The following is a 14,959-nucleotide window of genomic DNA, read 5'->3' on the forward strand; positions in this document are numbered from 1 at the left end:
AATCTTACTTAACCTAAATTCACGCTTCAGAAGCAAGCGCTACCACAAAAGTATAACAGACTGCTTCATCATTCCCAAAATCCTCATAAAAAACAGGTGCTGTGTAAAATCAAAAGAGGCTTGCATCTTACCCGCAAGCCTCTAACCTGTTTATCCAACTAAATTATTCTAATCTTATTTAGACATTCTCAAAAGCAGGGTCACCGCTTCCGCTCTCGTCACCGGATCATTTGGAGCAAATCGGTCATTTCCTTTACCTTGGATCAGACCTGCCTCATATGCCGCTGCTGCATAATCTTTCCCCCAGGCAGGAATTTGATCAGCATCAGCAAAAGGCAAGGTTGTCTTCGTACCGCTCTTCAAATCGAGCGCACGTGCAACCATCGCTACAAATTCGATCCGGGTCACCTTACCATCAGGACGGAAAGAATTATCCTCGTATCCCTTAATAAGTCCAGATTTGACTGCACTGGAGATGTAAGGTTTCGCCCATGACGGAATGCTAGTTGCATCTTCAAACGGAAGAGTTGTAGTGTCCGTATCCGAGAGTTTCAACGCACGGCCAAGCATAACCATCAGCTCACTGCGTTTCACCACAGCATTCGGACGGAATGTTCCGTCTTCATAACCCTTGATAATTCCACGTTCTACTGCGGTAACAATAGAATCGAGTGCCCAGTGATTCGAAATGTCCGGAAATTTCGGCAGATTAACTGAACCTCCGTTGTTTCCGTTGTTTCCGGTGTTCCCGTTATTGCCATTATTGCTGGTGTTTCCGCTGTTGCTATTATTACTATTGTTACCGTTATTGCTATTGTTTCCGTTATTGCCCGAATCTTCATTTGCCTTGATAACCGTTAAGACAAACGTCTTCTCAACCTGAACGCCATCTTTTTCCAAATTTGCTTTCAACGTCACTTGAGTAGAAACAGTTGGGCGTTTCACCTTACCAGTATTCGAAATCATATTCGTGTCGCTTGAGGACCAAGTGATTAAGCTACCGCGCTTTCCTTCCGCTCTCAAGACTACGTCTTGAGTTACCGATTCACTAGAGTCGCCGGCAGCAAATCCAATAGCAAGATCCTCCCTATCAAGCTCAACATCGGTAGGCTTAGGTAGATCACTCAAAGTGATTGCTAATGTTTTTGTACTGAGCGGAACGGTAACGATACCTTTAGCGTTATCAACAACACCCTTAGAAGACTCCAGAATGTTATTAACCATACTAGGCAATTGAACACTGATTTGTGCGTTGCTAGTATCAGCCTTGGCTTGCTCCAGACGGGTCGTAAATGTAAACACAAGCTGGTTTGCTTTTCTAACCACATTGTATCCTACTCTTCCGCCTTGGAATGCAGGATAGTTCTGCACATTCGCGATCACATTATTGTTCTTATCGGCATCCGTAACCCACTCTTTAGGAATACCGCGTCCTACAATAATTTCGTATTTTGTGTTCTGATCATAGATTCGCTCAGTGATCAGTGAGTCCACCAATACCTTCGAGTTGACGGCCTGCCCCCACATATGCTGAGCAGATCCTCCCCCACCAGGTGTATTACGAACACCAAGCTCATCATTGGTTGCCGTCCAAGGACTCGGTTCTGCGGTAGGGTAAGCTACACCTTCCCACCAACTAAACGGTCCACTCATGGAGTTTTCAATCATAAATTCGTAAGCTTTGATTCCCATGTCTCTGTATTTCTCACCGCGAAGCGCGGAGCTTCCGTAACCGGCATTATATGCACTGGAGTAGAAGCCGTGAGGATAACCGCCAAAGTTATATGGAGAATCGGTTGTTCCTTCCTTGACACGTCGATCCATACCATAGGTATAAGTATCATCTAGCATCGTCAGGTTGATATTGTCCTCTGGTTGGTTCGCACCATACAAATATCCATCCCACAGCCATCTTCCGAACAGGAACATGGAAGCCCAGTTGGCATCCCGGGAGTCCTTCATCCGGTTCTCGTCATTACTTTGCACAACAGATGCAGGAATATAGTTTAGAGCTTTGTCGGTAATTGTTTTTTGCAATTTGGCCGTGAAAGCAGCGAGCAGATCCTCGTATTGAGCGTTAGCCCACTCCGCCTCTGCCAGATAACTTGCCTCTCCTTTCACCTTATACAGCTCACGCGCGATGTATTCATAAGATGCCAATCCTGTCAGAGCGGAGTAATTGTCAATCGTCCAATACCCCAATGAATCTATGGCTTTCGTTTCTTTCATAATTCGGCCATCTCCAGCACGGTCGCTTTCAATGCTTCTTGCTCCGAATTTTACCCGCTTATCGAAAACGGTACCCTCTGATCCGTCATCCGCTTTCATCTTTTCATCAAATAAGGATGTATCGCCGGTTTTGCTCAAATATACAGCATACGTCCACGGAAGCTTCCAGTTGGCATCCCAGAACAGGTTCGGGTCCACTTGACCGGTCTCGATGTTAATTCCGCCGGTAAGAGGTATGCTTTCCAGATACTCTCTTGCGTGTGCAAAGTCACCGCTCTGAATCAATTGAACAACAATTCCGATGGTATCGTGAGAATAAAGTCTCGCATAACCATTCTCACCCACATGCAAATAATTGCCGTCTTTAATGATCATGTTGTAAATGTAGCCCGCTTTAAAAGCATTGACCAGCTCTTTATTCGGCAGATCGATATCAACTACTGTGGACAGCCGGTTATTCCAGTATGATTTCATCTCACTGTAGTTGCTATCAAACGTGCCCAGTTTCGATACTCGCTCTCTCGTTAAAGATGTAAAGCTCGTTTTTCCCGCATCGAAGTATTCATACTTATCCCCTTCGATGGCAAACTCTCTGATAACAGTCTCACCAGGTTTGATCGTATAAACTTCGTTTGCAGCCTGATTCATCGGAACCAGATTGGTAGATACAACCGGCAGCAGACGCGTCTCATCCGAATGATTGGTAACCGTCATTCTGGAATAGTTAATAACGTAGTCTTTGCTCTCTACCGTATGTTTGTTACCAAACGATTCAATTTTATAGTCCATATTGTCTTTAGCAAACTCATTTATAAATACCGGCAGATAGCCTTCTGCATTATACCATTTGATGCCTGACGTATTTGTCGCACCGAACGTAACGATTTGTTTCGTTGCCACAAACCCATTCTGCATAGGGCGGGTTCCGCCAATCTGATAGGATCCATCGAGGAATGCCAGAGTGGCGTTCTTGTCACCTTCAAAACCAAACCCAGCTGTCATTTTTGGGTTCAATTCGTACTGATATTTCATTTCCAGTTGCAATCCGTCCAAGGCATTCAGCACTTTTGAATATGCCTTGATCCGTTCTTGCTCGGATGCACCGGTATTCAAAGCTTGTGCTTCCTGGATCGCTTGATGCAAAGCATCTGCCGACTGGCTGGTGTAGCCAATCAGGGCCGCTTGGCTGATCGTCTCCATCTGTTTAGCCATTACATCCAGGTTCGTACTTAGCACTAGGTTATTAAAAGCTGTTTGAACCTGATTTAATGCCGTATCAAGCTCTAACTGTTTAACATCCACATCGTTCAAACGCTCATGAGCGCTGCTCAATGCTATCTCCAAGGAAGACCAGCTCTGGAGCGTGTAAAGCTGTCTGTTATATTGCTTAAGCTCTTCAATCAAGCCCTGCAGCGGGGCCCGATCCACGTTACCCTCTTTCACAATTCTCATGATGCCCGTGCCCAGACTCGCTTCAGATTTAAAGACACCTGATGTCGATTTACCAAATGACTCCTTTTGAGATTCAAAGTTTTTGGACATGATGACCCAGCGGTATTCCCCGGAGCCCCGCTCTTGTTGAGTCAGAACGAGCGCATATCGCGTATCCTGAAGGAGACTGTAGCTCAGCTCCGCAGTAGTGAGTCCTCCGTCCACAATCCGGTTTTTGTCCACTGTCGTTTGGACTAGTGGATCTCCAGTCGGCAGCCCTTCACTGTTTACTGCATGCAACTTGATAATCAAGTCGCTCACAGGCTCTTTATATCTTTTGACATTGACCTGAACATACTTCATATCAACAGCTTCCTTCACTGTGAAGGTTTGATATCTGTCCTGTTGATCAGTTTTAGCACCGAAAGTATACTCCTTGAACGCTTTATCCGTAAAATCGATTACAATGTTCGATTCTCTCTTCACCAGACCAAGCTGCGCTGCTACCAAAGCATTGATAGCGCTGTCAACTTCCGGCTGGGTTGCCTCTGTTCGATCAAGTACAAGTTTGGCAGCAGCCAGCGTATTCACCAGAACCTGCCACGTCTCATTTGTATAAAGACCTTGCGTCATATTGCTAACTCTGTTGTATTCATTTTGCAGCGGCAATTTATCCGCAAGTGCCACACTGCTTAAAGCCAATCCAGAGAATGACATATTTCCGTTCTTCGCTACAACCTTTGTCAAACGCCCTTCAATTTTCAGCTTCACATTAGCAGGCACGTTGACTTGATACTTATAGTTCTTGGAAACAGAATCGCCATAGACGTTTCGGGTTACCGAAAGTATATCATCAGTATAGATGTTAAGATCTATATCCGCTTGCCACAACCCAAGACCAAATACAAGGGTGGAATCCTGCGGCTGTGCTGCTACTTCAATATCCCAGCCAACATTGGTATAGCTTCCTTTGTCTCGACTGGACTTTGGATAAAATAGACCTGTTCCCGTGTCATTTAAACCATATTCAAATCCTGGCATACCATTACTCCAGGTATAGGACATGTAATCGGCATCAGTGCCTCTGTTCAATTTGCCCTCAGTTGCCGTATCCCCATATACACTGAAGGTGACCGAGTTTGGGCCTGCCTTCTGAATTCGTTGAAGCTGATTCAAGTTATCCGCTTTAAAATGCAGCCAGTCGATATCCCCCGTTTGTGTCAAATTCAGCGGAAACTCGCCATTGACCACGCCTTCATTAATCTTAGGAGCGGGTGCTGCGGGTGCTGCCTGCATAGAGTACACAGGACCGATGGATGTTATGAACAAGCACATGAGTACAATCTTTGAAATGACACTGTTAAGCGACCTTTTCATTTTCCCCTTTGACCTCCTTATATGATTGTGAAAAAAATGGTTGGACTTTGGTTATGGCAAAGTCCAACCGCTCGATAACTAGTTTTCTCCGTATTTACTTTGGAGATCATTCAGCAACTTCTCAACCGTCAAGCCATCTTGCTTAAAGATGATTTCCTCTACGCCTTTAAGCAGATCCGCATGAAATGCTTTGGTTTGTTCAGGGTAAGCAAATGGCATACCGACTTTTTCCATATTATCGAATACTGCTTTCAATTCAGGATTCTTCTCCAAATATTTAGGAAGCAGAGAAGATACTGCCGGTGAATATCCAACCGCCTCAATCGCATTTAATTGAGCCTCATCACGCAGCGCATACTTGATCACTTGCATAGCTTCTTCCTTATGCTTGCTGCCGTCCAGAATCGACAAGCCGTGAGAGTAAGCGCTTTGTGCTTCTACCGTACCTTTAGGCATCGGCAGAGCAATCAATCCCATATCAGGGTTAGCTTCTTTCAAATGACCTACATACCATGGACCAGCTGTGGACATAGCCCCTTTTTCTTGACTGAATACTTCGCCGTCCCATGGAGCCCCTACTTCGATTGGAGCAATAGCAACCTTATTTTTGAGGAAAAGGTCCACGAAGAACTGCACACCAGCTACGTTTTCTTTGGAATTGATCGTTTTTCCGAAGCCCCAGTCTCCGCCGAAAGCGTGAACATATTGAGTGATGTGGAATGGATCGATACTGCCGATAATACCTTTCACACCATCTTTAGTCATGGCTTTTGCCAACTCAACAACCTCATCCATTGTTTCTGGATATTTAGTGATTCCTGATTTTTCAAACATCTCTTTGTTGATCGCCAGCATAGAAGTAGAAGAATCGTAAGGAATTCCGTAAAGTTTATTATCATCTGTCCAGCCTTTGTACAGCGATCCAGTAATACGTTCTTTATCAAACCCCACTTTGTCGATCATCTCATCGAGTGGAGCGAGTACGCCTTTCTTGATATACTCATAGTTTCCTTCATCCGACATAGCAATGATATCAGGCCCTACCCCGGCAGCAATCGCCGTTGGAACCGCTTTCCAAAACTCGTCACTCGTTGGGTACATTTGCATCTTAACTTTAATGTTTGGATGCTCTTTATCAATGCCATCTACCATAAATTCGAAGTTCTTTTGTTCGGATGCATTGGCCCAGTATGCCATCGTGACTTCGACGGTTTCTTGCTTCTCCGTCTTTGCCGCTCCAGCGTTGTCTGAAGCTCCGTTGCCAGAGTTACCGGTATTGGATTTGGTGCCACATGCTGCCGTAGACAGCATCAACATCAGAGAGCACAATAACAGGACTGACTTCTTTCTCATTTGTCACTACCCCTTTTATTTAAGAAGATTCACCGTAAGTGGTGTTATCTTCATCTTAGCTATACAGCATTCGAGAGCAAACAGAGGATCTTTACATATCTTTGTGATTTTTTACTTTCCCATGCTAGTCTTTCGGTATTCGTTCGGAGGGAGCCCATAGATCTTCTTAAAGCTGATATAGTAGTTGTCAATACTGTTAAACCCTACCTTTTCCGCGATCTCATACGTTTTCAGTTTTCCTTCTTTAAGTAGCTCTAGAGACTTTTTCACACGATGTCCATTGATGTACGGGATCAGCATGGAACCGGTTTGCTCCTTAAAAATACGGCTCAGATAGCTGTTGTTCAGACCGACATAACCAGCTAGTTCATTCAGTGTCAAATCTTGATTGTAGTTCTGGTGAATATAATCAATGACCCGCTTAATCTTGTAGTTCGTAGATGTGGCCGCATCCGTATAGCTCTCCTGCAGACTCTCCAGCTCCTGGACCAGCAGCAGGTGAAGATGCTCCAAACGCTCGGCGGACATGATTTCCTGCATCCCGTTATAGTCTTCCTCGCCGCTGTCCTCCTTCATGTGGGACTGAATCTGGCAGTGCAAATTCACGCACATTTCCAAAGTGGCATGACGTCCCAAAGATCTCTTCTCCTTGATCGCGGCAAACATCTCATGAACTATGGAGATAGCAGAAGATACGTTCTTATCGTCCATTTCCTTGCGGATGCGCTGTTCAAACAGAGTGAACGACGCCTTATCATTCAATTCCTTGATGCTCCCTGGTTCGTAGACAACAACGTTGCTTCGATCTTCATAAAATAGCATTTCGGCCGATTCCTGGGCTTCATGATAAGCTTTAGGAATATCAAGCAGACGGGCGTGCAGCCCGCTGATAAGAAAACTGACTTGTATGTTCAGAAACTGCTTCAATGTCTTTTCAATTTTACGGATGAGCCCCCAGCGTTCTTCCAGAATCTCATTCATACTTCTCATGCCGGAATACGTTTTTATAATAACCAGCTCGTTCGGACTCATCAGAAACAGTTCTAGCTCGTTGTACCGATTAAGCACTTCTTGCAAAATATTCAGGATCGAGAACCCGAGTAAATGCTCCATTCCCTTATTGTAACGTTCCTTCACCTTGTCATACTGATCAATCAACATGACGATACAGAGCACATTAGGCTGTTTCAGCTTCAGATCGTACAGCTTTGTCTTTTGCTCAATTTCCCACTCATGACGAACAACACCGACCGCTAAATCCCGTAAAAAAAGCGTTTTCAACTCATTCCGGTTCTTCTCCACATTTTGCTGTAAGGAAACAAGATGATCTCCCACAGGCTGATGATTCAACTGTGTCCGGACACGCTTCAATGCTTCAAATACAGCGGACTGGGTCAGATTTGGTTTATGAATATAATCGCATGCACCTAGCCTAAGCGCCTCTTGGGCATACTCAAACTCATTATGGCTGCTGAGAATAATGACTTTGCAGGAATGTTTGGTATGCCGGAGCTGCCTTAGAACCTCAAGCCCATCCATCAGTGGCATTCGGATATCCAAAAAGACCACATCCGGATGAAGCTCATCCATTTTCTCCAAAGCCTCTTTGCCGTTTGCAGCTTCGCCTATTAGGTAATAGCCATGTTGTTTCCAGTCCACAAAGGTCTTAAAATTCATTCGGATAAAGGACTCATCGTCCACAATCATGATTTTCATGCGGATCCCTCTTTTCTCGTTCCAGCGTGGTTCTGATGATGCTCCATAGCAGGAATCAGGATAAGAACGGTAGTTCCTTCCCCTTTTACACTATTTATAGTCACCCCGTACTTTTCTCCAAAATGAAGCTTCAATCTTCTGGAGACATTGCCCACACCAATGGAATTCATCGTTTGCCCGTCCGACATTTCCTGTTGCAAGAGCCTACTTAGCTGTTCCTCCGAGATCCCCATTCCGTTGTCCGAGATCGTAAACTGAATATCGCTGCCTTTTCTCTGCACGCGTATACTCAAGTTATATTGACGGGAATCTTCTGCAAAGCCGTGAAACACCGCATTCTCCACAAAAGGCTGCACCATAAATTTTAACGTTCTGCATTCCAGAACATTCGGCGCAACATCGATTTCAAAATCAAAAACATTAAAATACCTGAGCTGAAGCAGTTCCAGATAGCTGTGGATAAAGGCCACTTCTTCCTCAATAGAAACATACTCCTGAGTATTACGTGTGGAGAAGGACAACACCTTGATCATATCATCTACTGTTTCCGTAATGTTGTTCGCCATTTGAGCCTGCGCCATCCATTTAATCACGGAGAGCGTATTATAAATGAAATGCGGATTAATTTGATTTTGCAGCGCATTAAGTTCTGCACTCCGCTTCTTCTTCTCTTCAATCTTGGTTTGCTCAATCAGTTCTTTGATTTCGGCAGTCATCCGGTTAAAGGAACGCGACAAATGTCCCACTTCATCCAGACTGTCCTGCTGAGCCGTAACATCAAAATCCCCCTTCTCTACCTTGCGCATCAGCCGATTGAGCCTTCGAATCGGATTGGTGATACTGCCGGATACAAGGTATGCTGTTACGAAACCCAACATAATCAACAAAAGAAGCAGCAGTGTAGAAAAATTGCGTATCTGGTTAATTTCGGCGAGCAGCTTGTCACGAAGAACGATGCTGTAGAATTGCCATCCTGACACATTGGACTTATCGTGAACAACATAGTAGTTTTCTTTGTCCGGCTTCATTTTTGCCATGACCTGACTATATTTCATCCCAATCATGGCCGGATCTGAACTGAACACAACCATCCCTTTATCATCCACGATGAACTGGTTTACGTCCTGTTTGTCACCCAGTCCGCTGAATAGCTTCTCAAGCTTATCCATCCGGAAATTAACGAGCAGCACACCAAGCTTCTGATAGGTACCCACATCCACCAGTACACGGCCTACAGATAGTACAGGGCGGGGCTTGGCGTACATCTGTTTCTCCTCGTGCATGCCGACCAGAATGGGCCTCTCCGCATTATTCACAATGGTCCGGTACCATGGTTCAAGTACCGGACTATATGTATAATTGAAAGTCGTATCATAACCCCTACGGTAGATTAATGAACTATTTACAGGGTAGATCAGAATGGAATCAATATCCGGATTAAATGACATCAACTCTTTGAAAACGTTATCACTTATGTAGCGAAAATCCATACTTTTTTCAAACGTCTCATAGGTTTCAGCAGAATAATCTTTCGACAAAATTTGCATCAGTCTTTCGTCATAAAAAGGCTGCTCCGAAGATTTGAACATACTGCTAACAAACGAGTCCGCAGTGGATACCATCTGCTGATTCGTCTCCTGAAACGATTTCACAATGCGGGATTCAAAGACGGACATGGCGTATATGTAGAAGTAAATACTAATCACCACAAGAGGAACAATCATCAACAGCGTGTAGGTCAAAAAAAGCTTTTGCCGTATGTTTCGATCCCGAAACCTACTCCATTTCCGCATGATGAGATCCTCTCCTCTTGTAATAATTTGTTGTATTTTGACGAATTAATCTTATGCTATATCTTCTTTTTCTTCAATAGCAAACTATGTAAGCTGAACGGTCATGCAAATTCGTTCAACTTACATAGTTTTTAATTTTTATTAAGATCAACGGCCAGCCATATGCTGCTGAATCTCGGACAAAGATAGCTTCGATGTTTCCGAGATAATATAGTCCGCTTTCGACAGAATCTCAGCATCACCAACCCCTACGGCAAACATCCCCGCACTTTTTATCGCCTGAACTCCAGCCTCTGCATCCTCTACTCCAACACAATAATGGGGGTCAACCCCCAGCTCCTCCGCTGCCTTCAGAAAAATATCCGGTGCCGGTTTTCCATGAGCCACACTCTCCGGATCGGCAATCACATGAAAATATGAATCTACCTTCAACTGTCGTAGCAGTGTGCCGGCATTACGGCTGGCCGAAGCCAACCCGATCGGTATTCCGGCATACTCGAGATCATGGAACAAATCCAGGATGCCTGGCAATATTTCAGATTTATCCACAGCCTGAATCAATCGCTTATAATTGTTGTTCTTCCGATCAGCCCATTCCTTTTTTTGTTCCAAAGTGAAGGCTGCACCGCCGTCCGGTAGTTGACTCAGTATTTTTTCCAAGGAAGCCATGCGGTCGATCCCCTTGAGCTGCTCATTAAATTCCAGGTCAAAGGGAATACCCAGCTCATCTGCCAGCTGTTTCCACGCTTCATAATGATATTTCGCCGTATCGGTTATCACTCCGTCCAGATCAAAAATAAAGGCTTGAATCTCCTGATGTTCTTTATTCACTTCACTCAGCCTCCTTCAAGTCTGTAACGATACGATCCTTCAACACATATTCCCGGCCATGAATGAGCAAGGTAAGCTCACCCAATCCTGAAGTTAGGCGCTCTACCTCCAGCTTGCCACGGGTAACCGTCACCTGCAGACGCTCACCCTGCCAGGCAAGCGGGAAAGACAAGCGCTCCCAGGCCTGTGGAAGTTTCGGATTCAGGCGAAGAGAGCCCTCCCAGGAACGAACCCCGCCAAAACCCATGATCGCTGCCTTCCAAATGCCGCCAATCGAAGCTGAATGAATACCTTCATCGCAGCTATGCATGTTTGTACCCAAATCAATGCGGGCTGCCTTGGCAAACATATCGTAAGCCAATTCCAGTTCATTGACATCGCTAGCCAGCATACTGTGCGTGGATAAGCTGAGCGAAGAGTCATGCAACGTTTTCGGCTCATAATAATGCCAATTCGCCGCTTTAGTCTCTTTAGAGAACCAGTCCTCCAGTAAGTAAAACAAAACGAGAATATCCGCCTGCTTCGAAACCTGTATTTCACTGAGCTGGGTCATGCTGTAGTCGGCAAGAATGGAAGCCACCTGATCCTGATCACGGTACTTCTCCAGATCAATAATTTGCTTGTTCAAATAAGTATCGTCCTGCGGAATGATGAAATGCATATCCGGCTGCGGAAGATAGATCAGCTTGGATTTATCCTCCCATTCCTTCAACCGCTCGGATAGAACCAACTGACTTTCTAAAGTCAAGTAAACATTGCTTTGCGCTTGCATAAGCTTGCGGGTGCATTCGATTGCTTTTGTCATATTCCAGTAGGCCATATAGTTGGTGAATGCATTGTTAGAGACATGTTCCTTATATTCGTCCGGACCAATCACATCACAGATATGATACTTCTGTTCCTTATCGCTCCACTCCAGCCGGCTTGCCCAGAAAGTCGCTGTTTCGAATATAATCTCATATCCGCACCGATCCATATATTCCTGATCACTGGTAGCCTGATAATAATGCCACACGCCATATGCCACGTCCGCTGTAATATGCTGTTCGATTTTGCCTGTCCAAATAAAGGTTGGCTTTCCGGTAACGATATCTACAGGGCCCCACTCAGGAGTCTCTTCCTCGCCGGTTGCTGCGGATTCCCAAGGGTACATCGCGCCGCGATAACCATTGTCACGCGCTTTTGTTCTCGCACCGTTCAAGGTGTGATAACGATATTCCACCAGCTTACGGGCTGTTTGCGGGTCCGTATACAAAAAGTATGGCAGAATAAAAATTTCTGTGTCCCAGAATACATGTCCCTTGTATCCCTCTCCTGTCAGTCCCTTGGCTCCTACAGAGAAACGACTGTCATGAGCAGGTGTCATCAGAAGCAGATGATACTGTGAAAAACGGATGGCCAACTGATCGAAGACGTCGTTGCTCTTGATCTCAATGTTGGCTTTGGCCCATACGCTTTTCCAGGCCTGCTCGTTTTCATTAACAAGTACATCAAAGCCTTTTTCTGCCTTCTTGCTGAGATATTCCCGGGCGGTATCCTGCAAAGCTTGATGCGCGGCCCCCCGATCTCTCCACTCCTTATCATAACTCGTATGCACCGAAGCCACCTTATCCAGCGTAATGCACTTGCCGACTTCCGCTTTAAGCTTGTAAGTCAGTGAAACTCTTCTGCGATCCATGCTCGGAGCTGGCGCAGTTGTAAGACGTACACCCCCCTCATACATCTGATGGACACAGGTATGTACAAATTCAATATTCGACTCCGATGTCGTTGCGGTAAGCTGGAGCAGCTCTTTATCAAACACCCTCCGCTCACCTTCTATAAAATGCTGTGCGCCCGAATTTGTCATCTGCCCGTTGATACCGGAACGAATTGAAATTTCCGCGGATTTCGTCAGCGGGGTAATTTCCACCCGCATACCCATTAGATGCCGGTCCTGTAGCGATACGAACCGCAGGAAAGTCATCTTAAACTGATCGCCGTTCTCGTCCTCCCAGAGGATGTCACGCCGGAGCTCTCCTTGCCGTAAATCCAGCTCCCGACGGTAGCTGTGAATTTTCCCTTTTTCTAAATGAAATGGTTTACCGTTCAGACGGATTTCGAGCTGCACCATATCTGCGGCATTCGGAAGCTCAGTAACCTCCTGATTGGCAAAGCGGTTAAACGCTCCTGCAACAAACAAGTTGCGGCGTTCACCCGGATAGGACTCCTCTGTAGCAGCTCTTAGCCCAAGATATCCGTTACCCTGACAAAAAATTGTTTCAAACTTCCCTAAAAATCTAGCGTCAAACTCTGTTTCCGCAATCACCCAACCGTCATCGAGCGCATTCAATCCTGTATATTCAATCACTTTACATCCTCCTGTCTGAACGTATTCTGTATTAACCTTTCAGTCCTGTAGTCGCAATTCCTTGCACCATATGCCGCTGGAACATCAAGAAGACGATAATAATTGGCAGAGTCAAGAGAACAACACCGGTCATCGTGAGGTTTGGCCATTCAAAATAACGATTCTTAAGTGTGTTCAGACCAACAGTCATTACATACCAGCGACTGTCATTCACCAATGTCACCGGCCATACGAAAGAATTCCACGTACCGGTAAAACTGAATATGATTTGTGTGCCAATCGCACCTTTGGATAGCGGAAGCATGATCCGGTAGAAAATACCAATCTTGCTCAATCCATCAACCTCCGCCGCTTCTTCAAGCTCCTTCGGCACTGTCAAAAAGAACTGACGCATCAGAAAGACAAGGAAGCCCTGGAACAGAAATGGAATAATGAGACCTTGGTAGCTGTTAAGCCATTTCATATCAACGATCATGGAAAAAATCGGAATAATCATCACTTGGTAAGGCACCATCATCATCCCGATCACTAGGAAAAACACTACACCTCTGCCCCGAAAATTAATACGAGCCAAGGAGTAGGCAGCCGTCGTATTAACAAACAAGTTACCAATCAAAATACCGAACGTTACGATGATCGAGTTCTTATACCAAATCAATATATCCGAGGTTTGGAAAATGTCCCTGTAGTTTTCAAATGTCCACTGGCTTGGCAGCACAAGATGCCCGATGTCTGCTTTGGACAAAAGCGAAGTATAGATGGCATAACCAAACGGCACTACGAAGAATATGGAGAATGCGAACAGTAGTACATAGCGTAAAATTTGAGTTTTCCGGTTAAGCATCATCTAAATCTCCTCCTTAAGAAAGCGTTTTTGAAGCATAGACAGCGCAATAATAAGGGCGAAAATAATAAATGCTGCAGCACTACCGTAACCGGAACGGTTGAAGCTGAATGCCTGGCTGTAGAAATAAGTTACTATTGTACTCGTTGCACCGGCCGGACTTCCGAGCGAGCCGTTTCTCGCCAAGGCATAAGGCTGGTCAAACAGTTGCATGACGTTAATAATCCCGGACATTATGACAAGGAAGGTTACTGGTTTCAACATAGGAACCGTAAGCTTCCAGAACTGCTGCCATCCATTTGCTCCGTCCACACGACCCGCTTCATAAATATCGTTTGGAATGGTTTGCAATCCACCCAAGTACACTACCATGTAGAATCCCACATACGTCCAAACGGTAAGGATCATTAAGAATGGAAGTGCATACTTGACGTTGGCGTACCATGAAACGTCGGGGAAACCAAACCAGGTCAGCAATTGTGTTGCAATTCCGTCATTCTGCATGAACAAATACATAAATACAGTCGTCACCGCAATGGTTGAGGTAATATATGGCATGTAATACAGTGTGCGGAACACACCTTTAAGGTGCATCACCTTGTTCAGGTTCACTGCAATCACCAAGGCGATAATCGCCTGCAGCGGTACCGCTACTACGGTCAGCAATAAGGAATGGCTCAAAGCCGTCCAGAAGTCCTTATCCTGGACAATCTCCATATAGTTTCCCAATCCGATAAATTTTGCCGCATCCGGATTTAGGAAGCTGATGTCTTGGAAGCTGTAAATTAATGATTGAACCAGTGGGTAATAAAACCAGATTCCCATCAAAATCAGGATGGGGGCGACAAACAAGTAGCCTACGAAATTTGATGAACTTCCCAATTCGGACAATCTTGACCCGAATCCGCGTTTTGACTTGTGTAGAGAGAGATTAGTTTCTAAATTTGGCTTCATGGTGTTACTCCTTCCACTTACGAACCCCTTGTTCGTATGTTTTTAGTAACTCCATCATATGAATTGCCCGGTTCTACTGGA

At 45.1% G+C, this 14,959-nt stretch carries 8 protein-coding genes; all 8 read right to left on the reverse strand.

Annotated elements, in window-relative coordinates:
* Window positions 1-174: 174 nt before the first annotated feature.
* A complete protein-coding gene (locus NYE25_RS15350) occupies window positions 175-5,037 on the reverse strand; it encodes an S-layer homology domain-containing protein (protein WP_341146300.1) in 4,863 nt (1,620 codons plus the stop codon).
* A 78-nt stretch (window positions 5,038-5,115) separates the two neighbouring features.
* The gene (locus tag NYE25_RS15355) at window positions 5,116-6,390 is read right to left on the reverse strand and encodes an extracellular solute-binding protein (RefSeq protein WP_341146301.1); all 1,275 of its coding nucleotides are present in this window, start codon (window positions 6,388-6,390) and stop codon (window positions 5,116-5,118) included.
* 111 nt (window positions 6,391-6,501) lie between these two features.
* The gene (locus NYE25_RS15360; protein WP_341146302.1) at window positions 6,502-8,106 is read right to left on the reverse strand and encodes a response regulator; all 1,605 of its coding nucleotides are present in this window, start codon (window positions 8,104-8,106) and stop codon (window positions 6,502-6,504) included.
* Window positions 8,103-9,899 (reverse strand): sensor histidine kinase, encoded by a 1,797-nt coding sequence (locus NYE25_RS15365; protein ID WP_341146303.1) that lies wholly within the window; start codon window positions 9,897-9,899, stop codon window positions 8,103-8,105. Before NYE25_RS15365 ends, NYE25_RS15360 begins: the two co-directional genes overlap by 4 nt.
* 147 nt (window positions 9,900-10,046) lie before the next feature.
* Window positions 10,047-10,739 (reverse strand): beta-phosphoglucomutase, encoded by a 693-nt coding sequence (gene pgmB, locus NYE25_RS15370; RefSeq protein WP_445667178.1) that lies wholly within the window; start codon window positions 10,737-10,739, stop codon window positions 10,047-10,049.
* Entirely contained in the window at window positions 10,732-13,080 is a 2,349-nt protein-coding gene (locus NYE25_RS15375) for a glycoside hydrolase family 65 protein (protein WP_341146305.1), read from the reverse strand. The genes pgmB and NYE25_RS15375 overlap by 8 nt, the downstream gene beginning before the upstream one ends.
* Window positions 13,081-13,111: 31 nt before the next feature.
* Entirely contained in the window at window positions 13,112-13,927 is an 816-nt protein-coding gene (locus NYE25_RS15380; RefSeq protein ID WP_341146306.1) for a carbohydrate ABC transporter permease, read from the reverse strand.
* A complete protein-coding gene (locus NYE25_RS15385; protein ID WP_341146307.1) occupies window positions 13,928-14,878 on the reverse strand; it encodes a carbohydrate ABC transporter permease in 951 nt (316 codons plus the stop codon). It lies immediately after the preceding gene.
* Window positions 14,879-14,959: the final 81 nt, after the last annotated feature.

Source organism: Paenibacillus sp. FSL E2-8871 (assembly GCF_038000345.1).
Classification (GTDB): Bacteria; Bacillota; Bacilli; order Paenibacillales; family Paenibacillaceae; genus Paenibacillus_AQ.